This is a genomic window from Cryobacterium sp. HLT2-28 (assembly GCF_004402495.1).
GTDB lineage: Bacteria > Actinomycetota > Actinomycetes > Actinomycetales > Microbacteriaceae > Cryobacterium > Cryobacterium mannosilyticum.
Genome location: NZ_SOFH01000023.1, coordinates 360,757 through 383,567, shown reverse-complemented (window position 1 = coordinate 383,567; position 22,811 = coordinate 360,757). Strand labels below are relative to the sequence as shown.

General features: G+C 68.9%; 20 protein-coding genes. 15 read left to right on the top strand and 5 right to left on the bottom strand.

What is annotated here, in order from left to right; all coding sequences use genetic code 11:
* Window positions 1-47 precede the first annotated feature (47 nt).
* Window positions 48-905 carry a sugar phosphate isomerase/epimerase gene (locus E3O48_RS13265; RefSeq protein WP_134539655.1) on the bottom strand — a complete coding sequence of 286 codons (858 nt, stop codon included), beginning with the start codon at window positions 903-905 and terminating at the stop codon, window positions 48-50.
* A gap of 196 nt (window positions 906-1,101) precedes the next feature.
* Between E3O48_RS13265 and E3O48_RS13260 the strand changes: the two genes are divergently transcribed.
* From E3O48_RS13260 to E3O48_RS13230, 7 genes are all read left to right on the top strand, one after another.
* On the top strand, window positions 1,102-3,291 hold the full coding sequence (locus E3O48_RS13260) for a bifunctional alpha,alpha-trehalose-phosphate synthase (UDP-forming)/trehalose-phosphatase (protein ID WP_370250005.1): 2,190 nt from the start codon (window positions 1,102-1,104) through the stop codon (window positions 3,289-3,291).
* A 45-nt stretch (window positions 3,292-3,336) separates the two neighbouring features.
* Complete coding sequence (gene ilvD, locus E3O48_RS13255; RefSeq protein WP_134509605.1) at window positions 3,337-5,031, top strand: dihydroxy-acid dehydratase; 1,695 nt, start codon at window positions 3,337-3,339, stop codon at window positions 5,029-5,031.
* 37 nt (window positions 5,032-5,068) lie between these two features.
* Window positions 5,069-6,889, top strand: coding sequence for an acetolactate synthase large subunit (locus E3O48_RS13250; protein WP_134509604.1), 1,821 nt, complete (start codon window positions 5,069-5,071; stop codon window positions 6,887-6,889).
* 2 nt (window positions 6,890-6,891) lie between these two features.
* On the top strand, window positions 6,892-7,401 hold the full coding sequence (gene ilvN / locus E3O48_RS13245) for an acetolactate synthase small subunit (protein WP_174774800.1): 510 nt from the start codon (window positions 6,892-6,894) through the stop codon (window positions 7,399-7,401).
* A gap of 67 nt (window positions 7,402-7,468) precedes the next feature.
* Window positions 7,469-8,497, top strand: coding sequence for a ketol-acid reductoisomerase (gene ilvC / locus E3O48_RS13240; protein ID WP_134539433.1), 1,029 nt, complete (start codon window positions 7,469-7,471; stop codon window positions 8,495-8,497).
* 267 nt (window positions 8,498-8,764) lie between these two features.
* Window positions 8,765-10,405 (top strand): alkaline phosphatase, encoded by a 1,641-nt coding sequence (locus E3O48_RS13235; RefSeq protein WP_134539431.1) that lies wholly within the window; start codon window positions 8,765-8,767, stop codon window positions 10,403-10,405.
* Complete coding sequence (locus E3O48_RS13230) at window positions 10,402-11,715, top strand: alkaline phosphatase family protein (RefSeq protein WP_134539429.1); 1,314 nt, start codon at window positions 10,402-10,404, stop codon at window positions 11,713-11,715. The genes E3O48_RS13235 and E3O48_RS13230 overlap by 4 nt, the downstream gene beginning before the upstream one ends.
* Window positions 11,716-11,854: 139 nt before the next feature.
* Here the strand turns inward: E3O48_RS13230 and E3O48_RS13225 are convergent, their stop codons facing one another.
* Window positions 11,855-12,784: an alpha/beta fold hydrolase gene (locus tag E3O48_RS13225; protein ID WP_134539427.1), complete on the bottom strand. Its 930-nt coding sequence runs from the start codon at window positions 12,782-12,784 to the stop codon at window positions 11,855-11,857.
* A 102-nt stretch (window positions 12,785-12,886) separates the two neighbouring features.
* Between E3O48_RS13225 and E3O48_RS13220 the strand changes: the two genes are divergently transcribed.
* The 3 genes from E3O48_RS13220 (at window position 12,887) to E3O48_RS13210 (ending at window position 14,974) form a co-directional block, all read left to right on the top strand.
* Window positions 12,887-13,954 (top strand): zinc-dependent alcohol dehydrogenase family protein, encoded by a 1,068-nt coding sequence (locus tag E3O48_RS13220; protein ID WP_134539425.1) that lies wholly within the window; start codon window positions 12,887-12,889, stop codon window positions 13,952-13,954.
* A 106-nt stretch (window positions 13,955-14,060) separates the two neighbouring features.
* Window positions 14,061-14,594 (top strand): DNA polymerase III subunit gamma/tau, encoded by a 534-nt coding sequence (locus E3O48_RS13215; RefSeq protein ID WP_134539423.1) that lies wholly within the window; start codon window positions 14,061-14,063, stop codon window positions 14,592-14,594.
* Entirely contained in the window at window positions 14,591-14,974 is a 384-nt protein-coding gene (locus E3O48_RS13210; protein WP_134539421.1) for a hypothetical protein, read from the top strand. Before E3O48_RS13215 ends, E3O48_RS13210 begins: the two co-directional genes overlap by 4 nt.
* A 128-nt stretch (window positions 14,975-15,102) precedes the next feature.
* Here E3O48_RS13210 and E3O48_RS13205 read toward each other — a convergent pair whose 3' ends face one another.
* Window positions 15,103-15,528, bottom strand: a complete 426-nt coding sequence (locus tag E3O48_RS13205; RefSeq protein ID WP_134539420.1) for a DoxX family membrane protein — start codon at window positions 15,526-15,528, stop codon at window positions 15,103-15,105.
* Window positions 15,529-15,625: 97 nt separating this feature from the next.
* Between E3O48_RS13205 and serA the strand changes: the two genes are divergently transcribed.
* Window positions 15,626-17,218, top strand: coding sequence for a phosphoglycerate dehydrogenase (gene serA / locus E3O48_RS13200; protein WP_134539418.1), 1,593 nt, complete (start codon window positions 15,626-15,628; stop codon window positions 17,216-17,218).
* Here serA and E3O48_RS18195 read toward each other — a convergent pair.
* The gene (locus E3O48_RS18195; protein ID WP_134539416.1) at window positions 17,208-17,801 is read right to left on the bottom strand and encodes a TetR/AcrR family transcriptional regulator; all 594 of its coding nucleotides are present in this window, start codon (window positions 17,799-17,801) and stop codon (window positions 17,208-17,210) included. The genes serA and E3O48_RS18195 overlap by 11 nt on opposite strands.
* Before the next feature lie 61 nt (window positions 17,802-17,862).
* Between E3O48_RS18195 and E3O48_RS13190 the strand changes: the two genes are divergently transcribed.
* The gene (locus E3O48_RS13190) at window positions 17,863-19,389 is read left to right on the top strand and encodes an MFS transporter (RefSeq protein ID WP_241982528.1); all 1,527 of its coding nucleotides are present in this window, start codon (window positions 17,863-17,865) and stop codon (window positions 19,387-19,389) included.
* Window positions 19,390-19,425: 36 nt separating this feature from the next.
* On the opposite strand, the gene E3O48_RS13185 is transcribed toward E3O48_RS13190, so the two are convergent.
* Window positions 19,426-19,671 (bottom strand): DUF6458 family protein, encoded by a 246-nt coding sequence (locus tag E3O48_RS13185; protein WP_134539412.1) that lies wholly within the window; start codon window positions 19,669-19,671, stop codon window positions 19,426-19,428.
* 129 nt (window positions 19,672-19,800) lie between these two features.
* Here E3O48_RS13185 and E3O48_RS13180 point away from each other — a divergent pair, with 129 nt between their 5' ends.
* The 3 genes from E3O48_RS13180 to E3O48_RS13170 are packed head-to-tail and all read left to right on the top strand — an operon-like array spanning window position 19,801 to window position 22,810.
* Window positions 19,801-20,883 (top strand): 3-isopropylmalate dehydrogenase, encoded by a 1,083-nt coding sequence (locus tag E3O48_RS13180; RefSeq protein ID WP_134539410.1) that lies wholly within the window; start codon window positions 19,801-19,803, stop codon window positions 20,881-20,883.
* Window positions 20,880-22,049, top strand: coding sequence for a branched-chain amino acid aminotransferase (locus E3O48_RS13175; protein ID WP_134539408.1), 1,170 nt, complete (start codon window positions 20,880-20,882; stop codon window positions 22,047-22,049). The genes E3O48_RS13180 and E3O48_RS13175 overlap by 4 nt, the downstream gene beginning before the upstream one ends.
* A complete protein-coding gene (locus E3O48_RS13170) occupies window positions 22,046-22,810 on the top strand; it encodes a fumarylacetoacetate hydrolase family protein (RefSeq protein ID WP_134539406.1) in 765 nt (254 codons plus the stop codon). Before E3O48_RS13175 ends, E3O48_RS13170 begins: the two co-directional genes overlap by 4 nt.
* Window position 22,811 lies beyond the last annotated feature (1 nt).

Here is a 22,811-nt window from a genome sequence, read left to right as displayed (position 1 = left end):
CCGGTGCGACCTGGCCGGTGCGACCTGGCCGGCGCGACCTGGCCGGTCTAGTGGTGGCGGCCCGGCAGCAGCGCCTCGAGGGCGCGACGGGACCGCGGAAAGCGCCGGGGGCGGGCCTGCAGCGTGTGCAGCCGGGCGAAGGCGAGGGTCTCCACGAGCAGGGCCAGCCGCTCCTCCTCGGTCTTGCACTTGCGGGTGTTCACCTCGGCGACGACCTGGCCGTCCCAGCGCGCCTTCGCGAGCATGCCGAGGACCTCGGCGACGGGTTCGCTGCCCCGGCCGGGCAGCAGGTGCTCGTCGAAGACCTTGCCTTCGTCCAGAGAGCCTGAGCCGTCGCAGAGGTGAACATGCCGGAGCCGGTCGCCGAGCGAGGTGGCCATGGCCAGGCTGTCGTGCCCGCTCAGCGCGCAATGCGAGAAGTCCAGGGTGGCCGCATCGCAGTCCATCACGGTCGGGTCCCAGCCGGGGGAGTACGCCTTCACGCTGCGGCCGCCGAACTTCCAGGGGAACATGTTCTCGACCGCGATCTCGATCCCGGTCTGGGCGCTGATCTCACGCACGATCGCGAGGAAGTCCACCGCGTATTCGGCCTGCCAGCGGAACGGCGGGTGCACCACGACGGTGGATGCCCCCACCGCCCTGGCCAGCTCGGCCGAACGCTCGAGCTTCACCCGAGGGTCACGGCCCCAGACGAAGTGCGTGAGCAACAAGACGGGCGCGTGGATCGACAGGATCGGCAGGTGGTACTTCTCGGACAGCGCGCGCAGCGCCGCGGCGTCCTGGGTGACCATGTCACGGGTCACCATGATCTCGATCCCGTCGTAGCCGGCCAGCTTGGCGAGCCGGAACGACTGCTCGGTGGGGAGAGGATAGGCACACGTCGTGCTCATGCCGATGCGGATCATTGGCGTCAGCATAGTCATCGTTCCTTAACCGTTGGGGGTGCACGCCCATTGTTCCGGCCGGGCTTGTGGACCGGCTGATAACCTTGCAGAACCAGCAAGGTGATCGCGCGAGGCGCTCGCCGGAACGGAAGAGACCATCTCGCCATCAGCCGAGTCCCCCCAGTCCGCCGGTTCGGCACAGACCTACTCGCTCGTGGTGGTGTCGAACCGCTTGCCGGTCGATTTCGAGGTCGCCGACGACGGGACGGAAAGCTGGCGCACCTCGCCCGGCGGCCTGGTCACCGCGCTCGAGCCGCTGATGCGTTCCTCGGACGGGGTCTGGGTGGGCTGGCCGGGAGTCGCCGACCGCACCTTCGCCCCCTTCGTCAACGACGGGATCTCCATCGCTCCGGTGCGGCTGAGCGCGGCGGACCTGGAAGACTACTACGAGGGTTTCTCCAACGACACGATCTGGCCGCTCTATCACGACGTGATCGCCCCGCCGAGCTTCCACCGCGAATGGTGGGAGGCCTACGTGCGGGTCAACCGGCGTTTCGCCGAGGAGGCCGCGGCCGCGGCGTCGACCGGCGCGACCGTCTGGGTGCACGACTACCAGCTTCAGCTTGTGCCGCGGATGCTGCGCGAGGCCCGCCCCGACCTCGTGATCGGTTTCTTCAACCACATCCCGTTCCCGCCGTACGGGATCTACGCCCAGCTGCCCTGGCGCAAGCAGATCCTCGACGGCCTCCTCGGCGCCGACCTGATCGGCTTCCAGCGGGCGGCCGACGCCGGCAACTTCTCCCGGGCGGTCCGCAGCCTCTACGGCTACCCGACCCGCGGGGTCGCCATCGACGTGCCCGGCCACAACGGGGTGCATCGCCGCGTCATCGCCAAGCACTTCCCCATCTCGATCGACGCCCGGTCGTACGAGGAACTGGCCAGGCGGCCCGAGGTGCAGGAGCGGGCCCGGCAGATCCGGGAGGACCTCGGCAATCCGAAGACGATCCTGCTCGGCGTCGACCGGCTCGACTACACCAAGGGCATCCTGCACCGGATCAAGGCGTTCGGCGAACTCCTCGAGGACGGCAGCGTGAGCGTCGCCGACGTCACCCTGGTGCAGGTCGCGAGTCCGTCCCGCGAGCGCGTCGGACCGTACATCGCCCTCAGGGACGAGATCGAACTCGCGGTCGGCCGCCTCAACGGCGACTATTCGACGATCAGCCACACCGCGATCAGCTACCACCACCACGGCTACCCGCGCGAGGAGATGGTGGCCCTCTACCTTGCCGCCGATGTGATGCTCGTGACCGCCCTCCGCGACGGGATGAACCTCGTCGCCAAGGAATACGTCGCCGTGCGGTTCGACCGCGACGGCGTCCTGGTGCTCAGCGAGTTCGCCGGCGCGGCGGACGAACTCAAGCAGGCCGTGCTGATCAACCCGCACGACATCGACGGGCTGAAGGCGGCAATCCTCCGAGCCATCGCCATGCCCCGGCAGGAACGCCTGCGACGGATGCGCGCCCTGCGCCGCAAGGTCTTCGACAACGACGTGGCCGCCTGGTCCGCCTCTTTCCTCCGCACCCTCACCGAAGGAGCAGCCGTGCGCCCCGGCATCCCCGATCCCCTCTCCGCCGCCCTCCGGGACGTCACCAGCACCGGGACCCTGCTCGTCGCCCTGGACTTCGACGGGACCCTGGCCCCGCACGTGGACAACCCGGAGGACGCCAGGGCCGTCGACGGCACCCGCGACGCCGTGCAGCGCCTGCTCGACCAGGACGGTGTGCGCGTCGCCTTCGTGTCCGGCCGGGCACTGGTCAGCCTCCAGCACGTGTCGCAGCCGCAGAGCGACGTGCTACTGACCGGCTCGCACGGCATCGAGGTGCAGCTGGACACCCCGGAGATCGAGCTGGACCTCGTCTCCGCTGAACTCGAGCAGCTGAACACGCTGGCCCAGGTGCTCGAACGCATCTCCGGCGGTGTCGCCGGAACCTGGATCGAACGGAAACCCGCCGGCCTCGCCCTGCACACCCGGCTCGCCACCCCGCAGGCCGCCCAGTCGGCGCAGAAGCAGGCCCGCGAGCAGCTCAGCGTGCTTCTGCCGGGACTGACCGTGCGCGAAGGCAAGAACGTGCTCGAATTCGCGGTTCGTGCCAGCACCAAGGGCGACGCCCTCGAGCGCCTCCGCCGGCACACCGGCGCCGACCATGTCTTCTACGCCGGGGACGACCTGACCGACGAGGACGCCTTCGCGGTGCTGGGGGAGGGTGACCTCGGCCTGAAGATCGGCGCGGGCGCATCCCTCGCCGGCTACCGGGTTCACGGCCCGGAGGAGGTGCCCCTCGTGCTGGGAATGATCGCCGATTTCCGGGACGCGGCCGCGGAGACTCCGCCCCAGCCGGGAGCCTGAGGGCCGGCCGACGTTCGGGGCCCGGCGACGTTCTAGACTCAGTGCATGCCTGAGTATGATCTGAAACCGCGCAGCCGCGACGTCACCGACGGAATCGAAGCCACCACCTCGCGGGGCATGCTTCGCGCCGTCGGAATGGGAGATGCCGACTGGGAGAAACCCCAGATCGGGATCGCCAGTTCCTGGAACGAGATCACCCCCTGCAACCTGTCCCTTGACCGCCTCGCCCAGGCCGCCAAGGAAGGCGTGCACTCCGGAGGCGGCTACCCGCTGCAGTTCGGCACCATCTCCGTCTCCGACGGCATCTCGATGGGCCATGAGGGCATGCACTTCTCCCTCGTCTCCCGCGAGGTCATCGCCGACTCCGTCGAGGTCGTCATGCAGGCTGAGCGACTCGACGGTTCCGTCCTCCTCGCCGGCTGCGACAAGTCCCTGCCCGGGATGCTGATGGCCGCCGCCCGCCTCGACCTCGCCAGCGTGTTCCTCTATGCCGGTTCGATCGCACCGGGCTGGGTCAAGCTCTCGGACGGCACCGAGAAGGACATCACCATCATCGACTCGTTCGAGGCCGTCGGCGCGGTGAAGGCCGGCCGGATGACCGAGGCCGACGCCAAGCGGATCGAGTGCGCGTTCGCCCCCGGCGAGGGTGCCTGCGGCGGCATGTACACCGCCAACACCATGGCCAGCGTCGCGGAGGCCCTCGGCATGAGCCTGCCCGGCTCGGCCTCGCCGGCCTCGGCCGACCGCCGCCGCGACTACTACGCGCACCGCTCCGGAGAGGCCGTGGTCAACCTGCTGCGCCTGGGCATCACGGCCAGGGACATCCTCACCCGCAAGGCGTTCGAGAACGCGATCGCCGTGGCGATGGCCTTCGGCGGGTCGACCAACGTCGTGCTGCACCTGCTCGCCATCGCGAACGAGGCCGAGGTCGAGCTCAGCCTGGACGACTTCAACCGGATCGGCGACACCGTGCCGCACATCGGCGACCTCAAGCCGTTCGGCAAGTACGTCATGAACGACGTCGACCGTCAGGGCGGCGTGCCCGTGGTGATGCGGGCGCTCCTCGAAGCCGGCCTGATCCACGGCGACGCGCTCACCGTGACCGGCAAGACGGTCGCCGAGAACCTCGCCGAGATCGACCCGCCCGACCTCGACGGCGAGGTGCTCCGCACGCTCGACAACCCGATCCACGCCAGCGGCGGCATCACCATCCTCAAGGGCTCGATGGCGCCGGAGGGGGCCGTCGTGAAGACCGCCGGCTTCGACAGTGACGTCTTCGTCGGCCCGGCCCGCGTGTTCGAACGGGAACGGGCCGCAATGGACGCGCTGACCGTCGGCGGGATCGCGAAGGGCGACGTCGTCATCATCCGTTACGAGGGTCCGAAGGGCGGCCCCGGCATGCGTGAGATGCTCTCGATCACCGCGGCCATCAAGGGCGCAGGGCTCGGCGCCGATGTACTACTGTTAACGGACGGCAGATTCTCAGGCGGCACAACCGGACTGTGTATCGGCCACATAGCACCCGAAGCGGTGGACGCAGGTCCCATCGCCTTCGTGCGCGATGGTGATCTCATACGGGTCGATATCGCAGCTCGCACGCTCGACCTACTGGTCGACCCTGAAGAGCTGGCTGCACGGCGCATCGGCTGGGCTCCACTCCCACCGCGCTATACCCGGGGAGTACTCGCGAAGTACTCGAAGCTTGTCCAGTCAGCGGCCGTCGGCGCCGTGACCGGCTAGCGCTCACCATTCGTCAACGAACTAGGGACTTGATCTCATGACCGCGGATTCACCCGTGCCATCGCCATCACCCTCGCCCGCCGCGCCCGGCCTGTCCGGCGCCGGCGTCGAGCCGGAGATCCTCACCGGCTCAGGGGCCATCATCCGCAGCCTCGAGCTGCTCGGCGTCACCGACGTCTTCGGCCTCCCGGGCGGCGCCGTCATCCCGCTCTACGACGAGCTGATGACCCAGGACGCCATCCGGCACATCCTGGTGCGCCACGAGCAGGGAGCCGGCCACGCCGCCGAGGGCTACGCCTCGGCGAGCAACCGCGTCGGCGTCGCCATCGCGACCTCGGGCCCCGGCGCCACCAACCTCGTCACCGCGATCGCGGACGCCTATATGGACTCGGTGCCGATCGTCTGCATCACCGGCCAGGTCTTCTCCACCCTGATGGGCACGGATGCCTTCCAGGAGGCCGACATCGTCGGCATCACCATGCCGATCACCAAGCATTCCTTCCTCGTCAAGCGGCCGGAGGACATCCCCGCCGCCATCGCCTCCGCGCACCTGATCGCGTCGACCGGCCGGCCCGGCCCGGTGCTCGTGGACATCACGAAGGACGCCCAGCAGAACAAGGCCCCGTTCATCTGGCCGCCCAAGCTGGACCTGCCCGGCTACCGGCCGATCACCAAGGCCCACGGCAAGCAGGTGCAGGCGGCCGCCCAGCTGCTCGCCGAATCCCGCAAGCCGGTGCTCTACGTCGGCGGCGGCGTCATCCGCGCCCGCGCGTCCGAGGAACTCCTCGCCTTCGCCGAGCTCACCGGCACGCCCGTCGTCACCACGTTGATGGCCCGCGGCGCCTTCCCCGACTCGCACGAGCAGCACCTGGGCATGCCGGGGATGCACGGCACGGTCTCCGCGGTGCTCGCCCTGCAGGAGGCCGACCTGATCATCGCCCTCGGCGCCCGCTTCGACGACCGGGTGACCGGCAAGGTGTCCGAGTTCGCGCCGCACGCCACCATCGTGCACGTCGACGTCGACCCGGCCGAGATCTCCAAGATCCGCACCGCTGACGTGCCGATCGTCGGCGACGCCAAGGACGTGATCGCCGACCTCACCGTCGCCTACGCGACCTCCGTCAAGACGACGACCCCCGACATCAGCGTCTGGTGGACCTACCTCAACGGCCTGCGCGAGGAGTTCCCGCTCGGCTACTCCGAGCCGACCGACGGCCTGCTCGCCCCGCAGTACGTGATCAAGCGGATCGGCGAGCTCACCGGCCCCGAGGGCGTCTACGCCGCCGGCGTCGGCCAGCACCAGATGTGGGCGGCCCAGTACATCAAGTACGAACGGCCCAACTCCTGGCTCAACTCGGGCGGCGCGGGAACCATGGGGTACTCCGTGCCCGCCGCGATGGGCGCCAAGGTCGCCGAACCCGACCGGGTCGTCTGGTCGATCGACGGCGACGGATGCTTCCAGATGACCAACCAGGAACTGGCCACCTGCACGATCAACAACATCCCGATCAAGGTGGCGATCATCAACAACTCGTCGCTCGGCATGGTGCGCCAGTGGCAGACCCTGTTCTACGACGGGCGCCACTCGTTCACCGACCTGAACACGGGCCACGGCTCGGCGATGGTGCCCGACTTCGTGAAGCTGGCCGAGGCGTACGGCGCCCTGGGCATCCGCGTCACCAGCGCCGACCAGGTTGACGACGCGATCAAGCTCGCCCTCGCGACCAACGACCGGCCGGTCGTGATCGACTTCATCGTCAGCCGCGACGCGATGGTCTGGCCGATGGTGCCGCAGGGCGTCAGCAACAGTTACGTGCAATACGCCAAAGACCATGCACCGACCTGGGGAGAGGAATAACCATGAGCTCCCACGTTCTCAGCCTCCTCGTCGAGGACAAGCCGGGCCTGCTGACGCGCGTCGCCGGCCTCTTCGCCCGCCGCGGATTCAACATCGAGAGCCTCGCCGTCGGTCGCACCGAGATCGAAGGCCTCTCCCGGATCACGATCCTCGTCGACGTCGAAGACCTCCCGCTCGAGCAGGTCACGAAGCAGCTGAACAAGCTGATCAACGTGATCAAGATCGTCGAACTCGACCCGTCGCAGTCCGTGCAGCGCGAACACCTGCTGGTCAAGGTGCGCGCCGACAACACGACCAGGTCCCAGGTGCTCGAGGCGGTCACCCTGTTCCGGGCCCGTGTCGTCGACGTCGGAATCGATGCGGTGGTGATCGAGGTCACCGGCGACTCCGGGAAGACCCAGGCGCTGCTGCGGGTGCTCGAACCCTACGGGATCAAGGAGATCGCCCAATCGGGTCTGGTCGCCATCGGCCGCGGGTCGAAATCGATCACCGAGCGCGTCTACAAAAACTAACCACACCGGAGATCCAGGGGATCTCGGCAAGCTCGACCACCGACAACAATAAGGAGAACATTTACTCGTGTCTGAGATTTACTACGACAAAGACGCTGACCTCTCGATCATCCAGGGCAAGAAGGTGGCTGTCATCGGCTACGGCTCCCAGGGTCACGCCCACGCCCAGAACCTCCGCGACTCGGGTGTCGAGGTCGTCATCGGCCTCAAGGAAGGCTCGAAGTCGAAGGCCAAGGCCGAAGAGGCCGGCTTCACGGTGCTCGGTGCCGCGGAGGCCTCCCAGTGGGCCGACGTGATCGTCGTCCTCGCCCCCGACCAGGTGCAGCGCCACCTGTTCACCGACGACATCGAACCCAACCTCGCCGAGGGCAAGGCCCTCGTCTTCGGTCACGGCTTCAACATCCGCTTCGGTTACATCACGCCCCCGGCGGGCGTCGACGTCGTCATGGTTGCCCCCAAGGGACCGGGCCACACCGTGCGCCGCGAGTACGAGGCCGGCCGTGGCGTTCCCGTCATCGTCGCCGTCGAGAAGGATGCCTCGGGTGCGGCCTGGCCGCTCACCCTCAGCTACGCGAAGGCGATCGGCGGGCTCCGCGCCGCCGGCATCAAGACCACCTTCACCGAAGAGACCGAAACCGACCTGTTCGGCGAGCAGGCCGTGCTCTGCGGCGGCGCGTCGCAGCTGATCCAGTACGGCTTCGAGGTTCTCACCGAGGCCGGCTACCAGCCGCAGGTCGCCTACTTCGAGGTGCTGCACGAGCTCAAGCTCATCGTCGACCTGATGTGGGAGGGCGGCATCGCCAAGCAGCGTTGGAGCGTCTCCGACACCGCCGAGTACGGCGACTACGTCTCCGGCCCGCGCGTGATCGACCCGCACGTCAAGGAGAACATGAAGGCCGTTCTCGCCGACATCCAGAGTGGCGCGTTCGCCGACCGGTTCATCAAGGACCAGGACGCCGGCGCACCCGAGTTCCTCGCGCTGCGCAAGAAGGGCGAAGAGCACCCGATCGAGGCCACCGGCCGTGAACTGCGCAAGCTGTTCGCGTGGAACGCCTCGTCCGACGACGACTACGTCGACGGCGAAGCCGCGCGCTAAGCGACCCGCGCGGTAACCACAGGGTACTTCTCGGCGACAGGGCCGGCCTTTCAAGGCCGGCCCTGTCGCCGTCCGCGTTCGCCCTCGTGGCCGTCGCCGCTGCCGGCCTGCTCCGCGTCGGTCTGGCCGACCACTTCTCGCCGCGACGCAGGGTGCATCCGAGGAATCCCGGCGGGGCGTGGACGACGGACGAACCTTGGGTGAAAAGCGGGTGAACGGGCCACCAAAGCCCGAAGGGCGGCCATGAGGCACCCCCAGACTGGGGGTATGAGCCCTTTCAATCGACGTGACCTGCTGCGATCCGCCGGCGTCATCGCATTTGCCGGTGCAGCCGCGACGACGGCGGGCACGCTGCCAGCCCACGCCGCCGCGGCCACCACCACGGCCGGATTCCGGCACGGTGTTGCGTCGGGTGACCCGTTGCCGAGCAGCGTGCTGCTCTGGACGCGCATCACCCCGACGCCGGATGCGGCGCCGGGGTCGGGCGTTGGCCCCGACGTCACCGTGAGCTGGGAGGTGGCCGAGGACTCCGGCTTCCTGCGGATGGCGGCCCGCGGGTCCGTCCGGACCGGACCCGCTCGCGACCACACGGTCAAGGTGATTCCAGGGGGGCTGAAGCCCGGCGCCGCGTACTGGTACCGGTTCTCGGCATCCGGGGTGACGTCGGCGACGGGTCGGACGCGCACGGCACCCGCTGCCGGGGCCGCGGTGGACCGGCTGCGCATGGGGGTGGTCTCCTGCTCCAACTGGCAGGCCGGGTACTTCTCGGCCTATCGTTACCTCGCGGATCGCGGCGACCTGGATGTGGTCCTGCACCTCGGCGACTACCTGTACGAGTACGCCCCCGGCGAGTACCAGGCGCGGGACGTCGTCGTGCGACCGCATGATCCGGCGGTCGAGATGACCACACTGTCGCACTACCGCCGCCGCCACGCGCAGTACAAAACGGACCTCGACCTGCAAGCCCTGCACGCGGCGGTTCCGTTCGTGGTCACCTGGGACGACCACGAATTCGCCAACGACGCCTGGTCGGGCGGGGCCGAGAACCACACGGAGGGTGCGGAAGGCACCTGGGCGACCCGACGCGACGCATCCAAGCAGGCGTACGCCGAGTGGATGCCGGTGCGCTTCGAGCCTGGCGGGCACATCTACCGGCGTTTCGAGTTCGGTACCCTGGCCAGCATCTCCATGCTGGACCTGCGCACGTACCGAAGCCGGCAGGCGTCCAGCGTCGTCGACCCCGCGATCGGCAGCCCGGCCCGGACCCTCACCGGTGACGCGCAGATGGACTGGCTGCTCGGCGGCTTCTCCTCGCCGGCCACCCAGTGGAAGCTCATAGGCAATCCCGTCATGATCTCCCCGGTGCGCTTCCCCTCCACGCTCAGCGCGCAGGAAGTCGGCGCGGTCGAACAGCTCCTGGGCACCACCACGATCGACGGCGTCCCCTACAACGTGGACCAGTGGGACGGGTACACGGCCGACCGCAGCCGGGTGATAAGCCACCTCCGCGATAACGCCATCACGGACGCCGTCTTCCTCACCGGGGACATCCACTCCGGCTGGGCCTGCGATGTGCCGGCGGATCCGCTGACCTACCCGTCGAACGGCGCGTCCGTGGCCGCCGAACTGGTCTGCACGTCGGTGACCAGCGACAATCTGGACGACATCCTGGGGACGCCGCCACGGACGTCATCCGTCGCCGTCGAGGAGGCCTTCAAGGGCGCGAATCCGCACGTGAAGTACCTGGACTTCGACTCGCACGGATTCTCCGTGCTCGAGGTCACACCGGGTGCCCTGCGGATGGACTGGTACGTGCTCTCCGAGCGCACCAACCGCGCGGCGACCAGTACTTTGTCCACCTCGTGGCGGGTCGCCGCGGGCACCCAGGCCGTCAGCCGCGTCCTGTGAACGTCGACCAGCCCCCGTCGCCCGCCGGCTTCCCGGCTGCCGACCGCCGCCAGTTCCTCCGGCTGGCCGCGGCCGGTGGCGCCTCCGTCCTGCTGTCCGTCGCGGCGGGGACCGCGCTCCCCGCCCCCGCGCGCGCGGCCGCTGCCACGGCGCCGGGTCCACGCACCCGCGTCTACGTGCTGGTCGTCGACGGCTGCAGGCCGGATGAGATCACGTCGGCACTGACCCCCCGCCTGGCGGCTCTCCGCGGCGCCGGGACCAACTTCCCCGCTGCCCGCTCCCTGCCGGTCATGGAGACCATCCCGAACCACGTGATGATGATGACCGGCGTTCGCCCGGACCGATCCGGGGTGCCGGCCAACTCGGTCTACGACCGCGCCGAGGCCGTCGTGCGCGACCTGGACCGGCCGACCGACCTGCGATTCCCGACCCTGCTGGACAGGCTCAGGGATGAGGGCTTCTCGACAGGCTCCGTCCTCAGCAAGCGCTATCTCTTCGGCATCTTCGGCGAGCGCGCCACCTACCGCTGGGAGCCGTCCCCGCTCCTCCCGGTGACCGGCCACGCGCCGGACAAGTTCACGATGGATGCGCTGATCGCCATGGTCGACGGCGTCGATCCGGACTTCGTGTTCACGAACCTCGGCGACGTTGACCGCGTTGGGCACTCGGACGTCTCCGGCACAACCCTGCAGGCGGCCCGGACCGCAGCCCTGGCCGACACCGACGACCAGGTCGGCCGATTCGTGGACCACCTCGTCGCGGCGGGCACCTGGCAGAGCAGCGTGCTGATCGTGCTCGCCGACCATTCGATGGACTGGTCCATCCCATCGAACGTCATTTCCGTCGATCAGATCCTCTCCGGCCGTGCGGACCTGCGCGAGCAGATCGCCATCGCCCAGAACGGCGGGGCCGACCTGCTCTCCTGGACGGGGCCACTCCGCGCTCGGGATGCCGGCCTGGCCGATGTGCGCGGCCTCGTCGCCGCGCACCCCGGGGTCCTGTCCGTTTCTGACCCTGGCGACCTGCGACTGGGTCCGGAGGCGGGGGACCTGGTCGCGTTCTGCCGGGCCGGCTGGCGGTTCTCTGATCCCTACATCGCGTCGAATCCGATCCCGGGCAACCACGGGCATCCGGCCACCGAACCGATTCCCTTCTTCGTGGCCGGCGGGAGTCCGAGAGTCTCCACCGGGGTGTCCTCCCAACCCGCCCGCACGATCGATGTGGCGCCAACGGTGGGGGCGCTGTTCGGGCTGGCCGCACCCGCGGGCGGCTACGACGGGACGGCGCGGGCCGACGCCTTCACGGTCTGAGCCTTTCCCCATCCGCTTCCACGAGTGTCGTGCAACTGTCTCCCATTCGGACAATAGTGGCCGGCACGCGGGCAACAGTTGTCCGAATGGGTAACGGTTGCGTTCGAATTCGGTCGGGCCGACCCGCAGGAGCCTGGCCTTACCCCGGCTGATCCTGGGGAGAAACGCGCCAGGCGCAGCGGTCCCGGATGTATGCGGCGACCGGCTCCGGCGCGAAGTAGACCATGTGGCCCACGCCGTCGAGCAGGTCGGGCCGTTCGGGATCGGTCGAGCCTGGCCGTCTGCGGATCCGGGTCAGCTCCGAGGCGATTTCCCGGAACACGGGATGAGACCTGTCGCCGCAGGCGAAGCGGATGTCGGCGCCCGAGCCGGCGAGGGCGGCCGGGTCGACGGCCTCGGCGGTCAGCGGAAGATCGCCCCGGATGAAGTTCTCGGCCAGGGCCGCGCCTCGCGCCGCGTACCACTCGAGTCCTTCCGGGGCATCGAGCAGCCCCGATGTGTCCGGCGCCTGCTCGTCTCCGGACCGGGCCACCTGGACGGCCTGGGACAGCGCGGCCATGGCGCCGGCAAAATCGCCGGGATGCGCGGCGAGGTGTCGGTCGACGTTCGCCCCGGCCCTGGCAGCGAGGGCGTGTCCGGACTCCGAATGCTGGAAGTAGCCCGGCTCGAACACGAGCACCCGACGCACGAGATCGGCGTGTCGGAGGGCCAGCTGCAGTGCCACGATCCCTCCGGCGCTCGCGCCAAAGACATGGGCGCCGCCCAGCCCGAGACTTCGGATCAACTCGGCGGCATCGTCGGCATGTTGCGCTCCGCCGCAGGGCCAGCCGTCGCTGCTGCTGCGCAGGGTGCCGCGCAAATCGAAGGTGACGACGGTGAATCCGCTCAGCCGTTCGGCGATTGGCGCGAACATCTCCGCGTCATCGCTGCAGGCACCGATGATGAGGATCGCCGGACCGGTGCCGCGCACCTCCGCGTACAGCCGGCATCCGTTGATGTCGTACCGTCCGGCGCGTGGTTTCTCGGCCCCGGGCAGGGCGAAGGGATTTCGGGACTCGGGATCCGTCATGGATGGATCGTAACCCCGCCCGACGCCGGGCCCGAGAGTACGTTAAGCAGCGTTCGGGCGGATGCCCGGAACGACGTCAGTATCGAAAATCGGGGAGTCACCGTGAAGGCACTGGTTTATGGCGGTCCGGGCAAGAAGACCTGGCAGGACGTTCCGGATCCGGAGATCGTGCATGCCACCGACGCCATCGTGCGAGTTGAAACGACGACAATCTGCGGCACGGACCTGCACATTCTGAAGGGCGACGTGCCGGCAGTGCAGGTCGGCCGGATCCTCGGCCATGAAGGCGTCGGCACGATTACGGCCGTGGGCTCCTCGGTGAGCAGCCTCGCGGTCGGCGACCGGGTCATCATCTCCTGCATCAAGTCGTGCGGGCACTGTGCCAACTGCAAGCTCGGGCTCTACTCGCACTGCCTCGGCGACGAAGGACAGTCCGGCATCGGCTGGGTGTTCGGCCACCTGATCGACGGTACCCAGGCCGAGTTAGTGCGCGTGCCGTACGCGGAGAACTCCCTCCATCGGATCCCTCCGGGGGTCAGCGACGAGGAGGCCGTCATGCTCTCGGACATCCTGCCGACGGGCTTCGAGATCGGGGTGCAGTACGGCCGGGTCAAGCCGGGCGATGTGGTGGCCGTGATCGGCGCCGGGCCGGTCGGCCTCGCCGCCATCGCCACGGCCGGGCTCTACGGCGCCGGAACGATCATCGCCATCGACACCGACGAGAACCGGCTCGAGCAGGCACGCCTGTTCGGGGCGACGGATGCCGTCGTCTCCGGCAGCCACGACTGGAAGCAGCAGGTTCTGGCGTTGACCGACGGCGCGGGCGTCGACGTCGCCATCGAGGCGGTCGGCATCCCGGAGACGTTCACGATGGCGGTCGACGTCGTGCGCCCCGGCGGCAACGTCGCCAACGTGGGCGTGCACGGCAAGCCCGTCGAACTGCACCTGGAGGACCTGTGGATCCAGAACATCAACATCAGTATGGGTCTGGTCAACACCAACAGCACCCCCATGCTGCTGAAACTGGTCGCCCGGGGCAAGATCCCCGCCGGGGCGCTGACCACCCACCGGTTCGGGTTCGACCAAGTCCTCGAGGCGTACGACACGTTCTCCCGCGCGGCGGAAACCAAGGCGCTGAAAGTCGTGATCAGCCGGAGCCGGATGGCGTAACCGTTCCCCGGTCGGACGAATGTTGCCGGCGTACCGGCGACATTCGTCCGCGTCGGTAACAGTTGCGCAGTCGGGGATCAACTCGGCGGATCGGTACGCTGGAGAGATGACTTCTGGAAACTCCGGCGACGACAACCGGGACGACGCCTTGGGCTGGGCCGGCGACGACGACCCGACCCTGCAGACGGGCACCGGAACGGCCGCCGGGGACACCGGCGGGGACGGCGCAGGGAACGGGCCCGACGTACCGCCCGTGGCCCCGCCGCCCGAGGGCTGGACCGTCACCGGGCCGGCATCCGCCGTCGAGGCGCAGGAAGCCGCCGAAGCGGCCGCTGCGGCCGCTGCGCCGGCCAGTTCCTTCGCCCTGATCGCCCTCGGTGTGTTCGGCGGGGTCTACCTGCTCTACACGATCGGCTGGTTCATCGGCATCTCCCGGATCGACAATCCGCTGTCGGACGCCGTCGGGCAGTTCATGTTCTCGCTCGGACTCTATCTCGCCGTCGCAGCGCCCGCGGTCTGGTTCGGTGCGACGTTCTGGCTGACCCGCACCAGGCCTCGGGCCAGGGTCGGTCTGCTGCTGCTGGGCGTCGTCCTGCTCGCGCCGCTGCCGTTCATCATCAACGCCGGGGGAATCTCATGAGCGCGACCGACGCAACTCCGGGTGCCGGCAAGGTCGTCGCCACACCACGCGGCTCGCCGGGCGGCACCCCGCGCTGGCTCTTCCTCACCATCGCCATCGTCTTCGGGCTGTTCTACGCCTACGACGCGTGGGAGGGCGTCGGAAACCTGGTCGGACTCAACCTCGCAGCCCAAAGCCTCGACACCACCCTGAGCGGATTCGGCTGGGGGCTCCTGATCGCCGGCGTGCTGCTGCCCGTCGCGGTCTTCGTGCTCGCGATCCGGTTCGGCCGCGCCCGCTCGGCCGGCGTCCAGGCGCTCCTGCTGCTCGTGGGCCTGTGCCTGGTCGCCGCGCTCTCCGCGGACATCTTCATGTTCGGCCTCGGCAGCCTCATCGTCTGACCTGCTGAGGGCCTTCGCACGCCCGGCGCGAGCATCCGTTCGCGCGCCCGAGTCCCGGCGCGGCGGCCCCCATGCCGTCGCGGCGCATGTTGAGGAAGCGGGCGCGCGTTCCTGCGTGCGCCGCGTTCTCAAAGCTGCGCCGCGACCGCGGACGTGACCGGCACGATCGCGAGCGCGATCAGGGCCACCAGCAGCGCCTGGCCGAGCAGCCGGGGCACGAGTGGGATGGCGATCCGGCCGAACCGCTCCGGATGCCGGGCCGCGAAGGCGTTCGCCGGGAATACGGCGACGAGGAACACGATCAGGCAGACCCCGCTCGTCACAATCAGGGGTCGATAGAGCAGGCCCAGGCCGCCGGCGATTTCGCACAGGCCGGTGAGGACGACGAGCGCGCGAGGGTTCAGGATGCCCGTGGATCGCAGTCGTGGCGGGATCATCGCCGCCATCGTGCGCTGCACGGACGGCAGGAAATGGGTGACCCCCGCACCGATGAAGACCACCGCGAGAAGGAGGCGGAGGACGAATTGGACGTCGGTCAACGTAACGCTGCTCATCGCCCCATTCTGCAGCCGATAGAGTAATTTCCTAACTGGCGCCCCACGGTCGCGGCGCAAGCCCACCATTTCTGCTGCAATCGGAGGAACCTTTTTCGTGTCAAAACCAGTCGTACTTATTGCCGAAGAGCTCTCGCCCGCAACCGTTGACGCCCTTGGACCGGACTTCGAAGTGCGCAACGTCGACGGCACCGACCGCCCGGCCCTGCTCAAAGAATTAGCGTCCGCCCACGCCATCCTCGTGCGCTCCGCGACCAAGGTGGATGCGGAGGCCATCGCCGCCGCACCGCTGCTCAAGGTCATCGCGCGGGCCGGCGTCGGCCTGGACAACGTGGACATCAAGGCCGCGACCGCGGCCGGCGTGATGGTCGTCAATGCCCCGACCTCGAACATTATCTCCGCGGCCGAACTCACGGTCGGCCACATTATCAGCCTCGCCCGCCACATCCCCCCGGCGCACGGCGCACTCGCCCAGGGCCAGTGGAAGCGCTCCAAGTACACGGGCGTCGAGCTCTACGAAAAGACGATCGGAATCATCGGCCTCGGCCGGATCGGCGCCCTCGTCGCCGCGCGCATGCAGGCCTTCGGCACGAACATCATCGCCTTCGACCCGTACATCACCTCGGCCCGTGCCCAGCAGCTCGGCGTGACGCCCGTCAGCCTCGACGAACTGCTCGCCCAGTCGGACTTCGTCACGATCCACATGCCCAAGACGCCCGAGACCACCGGGATGCTCGGCGCGGCCCAGTTCGCGCTGATGAAGCCGACCGCCTTCGTCGTCAACGTCGCCCGCGGCGGACTGATCAACGAGGCAGACCTGCACGACGCCCTCGTCGCCGGCACGATCGCCGGAGCCGGCCTCGACGTGTTCGTCAGCGAACCGCCGACCGGTTCGGCGCTGCTCGGCCTGCCGAACATCATCACGACGCCGCACCTCGGCGCGTCGACCGACGAAGCGCAGGAGAAGGCCGGCGTGTCCGTCGCCAAGTCGGTGCGCCTCGCGCTCTCCGGTGAACTCGTCCCCGACGCGGTCAACGTGGCCGGCGGCGTCATCGACCCGTACGTGCGCCCCGGCATCCCGCTCGTCGAGAAGCTGGGCCAGGTCTTCTCCGGCCTCGCCGCGCACAGTCCCCTCACCAGCGTCGACGTGGACGTCCGCGGCGAACTGGCCGACTACGACGTGAGCGTGCTCAAGCTCGCCGCGCTCAAGGGGATCTTCACCAACGTGGTCAGCGAGACGGTGTCCTACGTGAATGCGCCGCTTCTGGCCGAGCAGCGCGGCGTTGCCGTGCGCCTGATCACCGACAAGGAATCGCCGGAGTACCGCAACGTCATCACGCTGCGCGGCGCCCTGGCCGACGGCTCGCAGGTGTCGGTGTCCGGCACCCTGACCGGCACCAAGCAGATCGAGAAGATCGTCGAGGTGAACGGCTACGAGGTCGAGGTTCCGTTCGCGGAGCACCTCATCGTGATGGTCTACACGGACCGCCCCGGAATCGTCGCCGTCTACGGCCGCGAGTTCGGTGACGCGCAGATCAACATCGCCGGGATGCAGATCGCCCGCCACGTCGCCGGCGGGAAGGCGCTCAGCGTGCTGACCGTCGACTCACCGGTGCCCGCGAGCCTGCTCGCCAAGGTGCGCGACGCTATCGAAGCCGACGTGATGGTCGAGATCGCCCTCACCGAGTAACCGGCCGTTCGGTCATTCGCCCGATCACGGCGAGCAACCGGTCCAGCCTCGCCGCCGACGTCAGGTCGGCGGCGAGCTGGCCCGGGCCCGCGAGGGTTGATTCGTAGTACAGACCGTCACTGATGAGCATGACCGCCTCGGCCACGTCGGGGTCGCCCACGGCCTCCTCGATCGCTGCCAGCCACTGGCGCCGGGTAGAGGCCAGGGCCTGGTTGGCCAGCGGATGCGCCCCCTGCGCCAGGCGCACGGCCGCGGCGATATAGTGGTCCAGCCGTGTTCCCTCCCACATCGAGGTGCGGATCAAGTAGTCGATCGCTCCGGCCGGGGCCGCGCGGATCTGCTCGACGTCGTCGGCGACGAGCGCCGTGAGGCGGCCGAGCAGTCCTTCGACGAGGGCGTCCTTGGAACCGAAGTGGTAGAGCAGGCCGCCCTTGGACAGCCCCGCCGCCAGGGCCACCGCCTCGAGGGTGGCCGCCCGTTCGCCGTGGTCGATCAGCAGCAGCGCGTGCGCGTCGAGGATGCGGTCGCGGGTGGACACGGATGCCGGTGCGCGGCCTGCGGGGGATGCGGGAACGGAGCTCATGATGCTACTGTACCGTCTGGACGGTATAGTCATTGTCCACCGAATCCGAAAGCAGCTTCCCGTGTCGTCCGACCTCCGCCAGACCGTCCCCGCAGTCCCTGACCTCAGTCCCCGCCGCCGGTGGTTGGCGCTGGTCGTGCTCATGCTGCCGGTGCTCCTGGTCTCGATCGACAACACCGTGCTGGGCCTCGCCCTGCCGGCCATCTCCGAGGCGCTCCGGCCGACGGGCGTTCAGCTGCTCTGGGTGATCGACATCTACCCGCTGATGCTCGCCGGGCTGCTCGTGGCCATGGGAAGTCTCGGCGACCGGATCGGGCGCCGTCGCCTGCTCCTGATCGGCTCGGCCGGCTTCGGCACCGTCTCCGTGGTGGCGGCCTTCGCCCCGAGCATCGAATGGCTCATCATCGACCGCGCCGTGCTCGGCGTGTTCGGCGCCATGCTGATGCCGCCGACTCTGTCGCTGCTCCGCTCCGTCTTCACGGAGCGCGACCAGCGGCGGTTGGCGATCGCCATCTGGGCGAGTGGTTTCGCCGCCGGCAGCGCGCTGGGCCCGGTCGTGGGCGGCGTGCTGCTGGAGCACTTCGCCTGGGGTTCCGTCTTCCTGCTCGCCGTGCCGCTGCTCCTGCCGCTGCTCGTGCTCGGCCCGCTCCTCGTTCCGGAGTCGCGTGACCCGAACCCCGGCCGGATCGACCTGCCGAGCATCCTGCTGTCCCTGGCCACCATGTTTCCCGTCGTCTACGGCATCAAGGTGCTGGCCGAACACGGACCCTCGCTCGCCACGATCGGGCCGATCCTGCTCGGGCTGGTCGCCGGCATCCTGTTCGTGCGCCGCCAGCCTCGCCTGGCCCAGCCGATGATCGACCTCGCGCTGTTCCGCACGGGCGCCTTCAGCGGGGCGATCGGCGTCAACCTGCTCAGCGTGGTCGCCCTCGTCGGCGGGTTGTTCTTCCTGTCCCAGTACCTGCAGCTCGTGCTCGGCCTGTCCCCGCTGGCGGCCGGCCTGGTCCTGGTGCCCGGCCTGACGGCCATGATCGTGGCCGGCCTGGTGATCGTGCCGATCTCCCGGCGCGTGCGGCCGTCGATCGTGGTGCCGGCCGGCCTGCTGATCTCGGCCGGGGGTTACCTGGTCATCGCCCTCGGCGGGGCGACGCTGGACGCGGTCGGGGTCTCGCTCGTGTTCGCCCTGCTCGGCATCGGAATCGGCGCGGCCGAGACCGTGTCGAACGAACTCGTCGTAGCGACCGCTCCGGCGGACAAGATGGGCGCGGCATCCGCGGTCGGTGAGACGGCCTACGAGCTGGGCGCGGTGCTGGGCACGACGATCCTCGGCACCATCCTGACCGCCGCCTACCGAGGGTCGGTTGTGCTGCCGGAGGCGCTGAGCGCCGCCCAGCGGTCGGCCGCAGCGGAGACGCTCGGTGGGGCCGTCGCCGTGGCCGGCGCCCTTCCGGCCGGCCAGGCCGGGCTGCTGCTCGCCTCTGCGCGGGATGCATTCGGCACCGGCATCGGGCCCACCGCCTGGATCGGGGTGGGCCTGGTGCTGGCCGCGGCCGTCGTGGCACTGCTCACGCTGCGCACGGCGCGGTAGCGGGACCGCTGCGCGGCGTGAGGCGTGCCGGACGGATCAGATGTCGTCGATCGAGCGCTTCTCCTGCGTGACCTGCTCGCCGTCGACGACGGCGCTGCGGGTGGTGCTCACGCTGGTGCGCTTGCGGGTGAGGAGCACGATCCCGAGGATGATGATCACGGCTCCCGCACCCATGAAGATGTAGCCGACGAAGTCGAGGTCGATCCAGTCGACGCTGATGTTCAGCGCGAAGACGAGGATGGCGCCGACGACGACGAGGAAGATACCCAGTCCAAGGCTCATGATTAACTGCTTTCTCTGGCTGCCAGGCTGTGCTGTCAGGGATTGTGTTGTCAGGAGTTGTCCAGCTTAGACAATCGATCGCTCGCAGTAGGGTTTATCTACAGGTAAATCCCAGACATACGGAGCCGAATGTCCACTCAAATCAAGCTCGCCGTCATTCCAGGCGACGGGATCGGTCCCGAGGTCGTCGCTGAGGCCGTCAAGGTGCTCGAGGCGGCGACGGCCGCTGACGACGTCGCCTTCGACCTGACCTGGTTCTCGCTCGGGGCCGCACGGTTCCTCGAAACCGGTGACGTGCTCACCGACGAGGACCTCGCCTCCATCGCCGCGCACGACGCGATCCTGCTCGGCGCCGTCGGGGGAGTGCCCGGAGACCCCCGCCTGGCCAACGCGAACATCGAGAGAGGCCTGCTGCTCAAACTGCGGTTCTCCCTCGACCACTACGTCAACCTGCGGCCCAGCGTGCTCTTCCCCGGAGTGCCCAGTCCGCTCGCCGCTCCCGGCAACGTCGACTTCGTCGTCGTGCGGGAGGGAACCGAGGGCCCGTACGTCGGCAACGGCGGCGCGATCCGCCAGGGCACGGCCCACGAGGTGGCCAACGAGGTGTCCGTCAACACCGCCTTCGGCGTCGAACGCGTCGTCCGGTACGCCTTCGCGGTCGCCCAGGCCAGGCCGGGCCGGCACCTCACCCTCGTGCACAAGACCAATGTGCTCGTCTTCTCCGGCAGCCTCTGGCAGCGCATCGTCACCGCCGTGGCGGCTGAATTCCCCGAGGTGAGCGTCGATTACCTGCACGTCGACGCGGCGACGATCTTCCTGGTCACGAATCCGAGTAGGTTTGATGTCATCGTCACGGACAACCTCTTCGGCGACATCCTGACCGATCTGGCGGCCGCAATCAGCGGCGGCATCGGCCTCGCGGCCTCCGGGAACATCAACCCTGACGGCCGGTTCCCCAGCATGTTCGAGCCGGTGCACGGATCGGCACCCGACATAGCGGGCAAGCAGCTGGCCGACCCGACGGCAGCCATCCTGTCGGTCGCGCTCCTCCTCAGCCACCTGGGTCTGACGGATGCCGCGGCGAGGGTGACGGCCGCGGTCACCGCCGACATCGCTGCTCGCAGGGGGGACGGTGCCGCCACGGCACCGCGCAGCACCACCGACGTGGGCAACGCCATCGTGACCCGACTGACAGACAAGGGACTCCAATGAGCCAGGCAGCACCGAGCCAGACAGTACCGAGCCAGACCGCACCGACCGAGACGAACGTCACGGCCCCGCTGACCTTCAGCGTCACCCGGGCGACCGCGCCCCGCACAAAGGCCGAGCGCGACGCCATCCTCAGCGACCCCGGCTTCGGCAAGCAGTTCACCGACCACATGGTCGCCATCGACTGGACGCTCGAGGACGGCTGGCACGACGCCCGCGTCACCCCTTACGGCCCGCTCCAGCTCGACCCTGCCTCCTCGGTGCTGCACTACGGCCAGGAGATCTTCGAGGGCCTGAAGGCCTACCGCCACGCCGACGGGTCGATCTGGACCTTCCGTCCGGAGAAGAACGCGGAGCGGCTGCAGCGTTCGGCCCGCCGCCTCGCCCTGCCGGAACTCCCCGTGGTCGATTTCATCGAATCGATCAAGCAGATCATCGCCGTCGACGGTGACTGGGTGCCCTCCGCGGCCGAGACGAGCCTGTATCTTCGCCCGTTCATGATCGCCAACGAGAGCTTCCTCGGCGTGCGGGCCGCGCACAAGGTCGGCTACTACGTCATCGCCAGCCCCGCGGGGGCGTACTTCACGAACGGCGTCGCGCCGATCAAGATCTGGCTCTCCACCGAGTATTCCCGGGCCGGACGCGGCGGCACCGGCGCCGCCAAGTGCGGCGGCAATTATGCCGCCTCGCTGCTGCCCCAGATGCAGGCCTACGACAACGGCTGCGCCCAGGTGCTCTTCCTCGACGGCGAGACCAGCAGCCGCATCGACGAACTCGGCGGCATGAACGTCTTCTTCGTCTACGGCACCCACAAGCTCGTCACCCCCCGCCTGACCGGGTCGATCCTCGAGGGCGTCACCCGGGACAGCATCATGCAGCTTGCCCGGGACCGCGGGATGACCGTCGAGGAACGCGACGTGACCCTCGGCGACTGGCGCGACGGCGTCGAATCGGGCGCCATTACCGAGGTGTTCGCCTGCGGCACCGCCGCCGTCGTCACCCCGATCGCCGAACTCAAGGGGCCCGACCTCTCGATCGGCAATCCGGATGCCCCCGCCGGCGAGATCACGATGGCGTTGCGCCAGGAGCTGACCGACATCCAGTACGGCCGCCTGCCCGACCGGCACGGCTGGCTCGCCCGCCTCGACACCCCGGCGGGACAGGCGTGAAGGTCGCGCGGTTCAGCCACGGCGACATCATCGCCTTCGGGATCATCGACGACGACGAACTGGTCGTGCTGAAGGGCGACCCGATGTTCGCCGGCTACGACCCGACCGGGGAACGGATCGGCTTACGCGAGGTCAAACTGCTCGCCCCGGTGATCCCGCGGTCCAAGGTGGTCGGGATGGCCCACTCCTTCTACGCGAACCGCGAGGAGCAGGCCGCCGGCGAGCAGAGGGAGCCCCGGTTCTTCCTCAAGCCGAACACCGCCGTCGTGGGCCCCGGCGACCCGATCGTGCTCCCGGCCCAGTCCCGCGACGTACGGGTCGAGGGGGAACTCGCCGTCGTCATCGGCAAGATCACCCGGAACGTGTCGGTCGAAGACGCCGAGGACGCCATCTTCGGGTACACGATCGCCAACGACGTGACCGCGCGCGACCTCTACGAGCGCGACGAGGACCTGACCCGGGCGAAGAGCTTCGACTCGTTCTGCCCGCTCGGACCGGTCATCGACACCGAATTCGACTGGACCGGCCTGTCACTCCATGGCCGGATCAACGACGAGCCGTTCCAGTCCGGCGACGCGGCCCTGCTCCGGCACACCATCGCGGAGATGGTCTCGTTCGTCTCCGGCGTCTTCACGCTCCTGCCGGGCGACGTCATCCTGACCGGCGCGCCGGGGGCATCCGGAGCCGTCGTCGACGGTGACACCGTGCAGGTCGAGATCGCCGGGATCGGCGTGTTGTCGAACCCGGTGCGGCGCGCCTGAG

Bases quoted from the DNA above. Each gene is read 5' to 3' on its own strand.
- E3O48_RS13265 (WP_134539655.1), bottom strand. From the start codon at position 905: ATGATCCGCATCGGCATGAGCACGACGTGTGCCTATCCTCTCCCCACC.
- ilvD (WP_134509605.1), top strand. From the start codon at position 3,337: ATGCCTGAGTATGATCTGAAACCGCGCAGCCGCGACGTCACCGACGGA.
- E3O48_RS13250 (WP_134509604.1), top strand. From the start codon at position 5,069: ATGACCGCGGATTCACCCGTGCCATCGCCATCACCCTCGCCCGCCGCG.
- ilvN (WP_174774800.1), top strand. From the start codon at position 6,892: ATGAGCTCCCACGTTCTCAGCCTCCTCGTCGAGGACAAGCCGGGCCTG.
- E3O48_RS13235 (WP_134539431.1), top strand. From the start codon at position 8,765: ATGAGCCCTTTCAATCGACGTGACCTGCTGCGATCCGCCGGCGTCATC.
- E3O48_RS13225 (WP_134539427.1), bottom strand. From the start codon at position 12,784: ATGACGGATCCCGAGTCCCGAAATCCCTTCGCCCTGCCCGGGGCCGAG.
- E3O48_RS13215 (WP_134539423.1), top strand. From the start codon at position 14,061: ATGACTTCTGGAAACTCCGGCGACGACAACCGGGACGACGCCTTGGGC.
- E3O48_RS13210 (WP_134539421.1), top strand. From the start codon at position 14,591: ATGAGCGCGACCGACGCAACTCCGGGTGCCGGCAAGGTCGTCGCCACA.
- E3O48_RS13205 (WP_134539420.1), bottom strand. From the start codon at position 15,528: ATGAGCAGCGTTACGTTGACCGACGTCCAATTCGTCCTCCGCCTCCTT.
- E3O48_RS18195 (WP_134539416.1), bottom strand. From the start codon at position 17,801: ATGAGCTCCGTTCCCGCATCCCCCGCAGGCCGCGCACCGGCATCCGTG.
- E3O48_RS13185 (WP_134539412.1), bottom strand. From the start codon at position 19,671: ATGAGCCTTGGACTGGGTATCTTCCTCGTCGTCGTCGGCGCCATCCTC.
- E3O48_RS13180 (WP_134539410.1), top strand. From the start codon at position 19,801: ATGTCCACTCAAATCAAGCTCGCCGTCATTCCAGGCGACGGGATCGGT.
- E3O48_RS13175 (WP_134539408.1), top strand. From the start codon at position 20,880: ATGAGCCAGGCAGCACCGAGCCAGACAGTACCGAGCCAGACCGCACCG.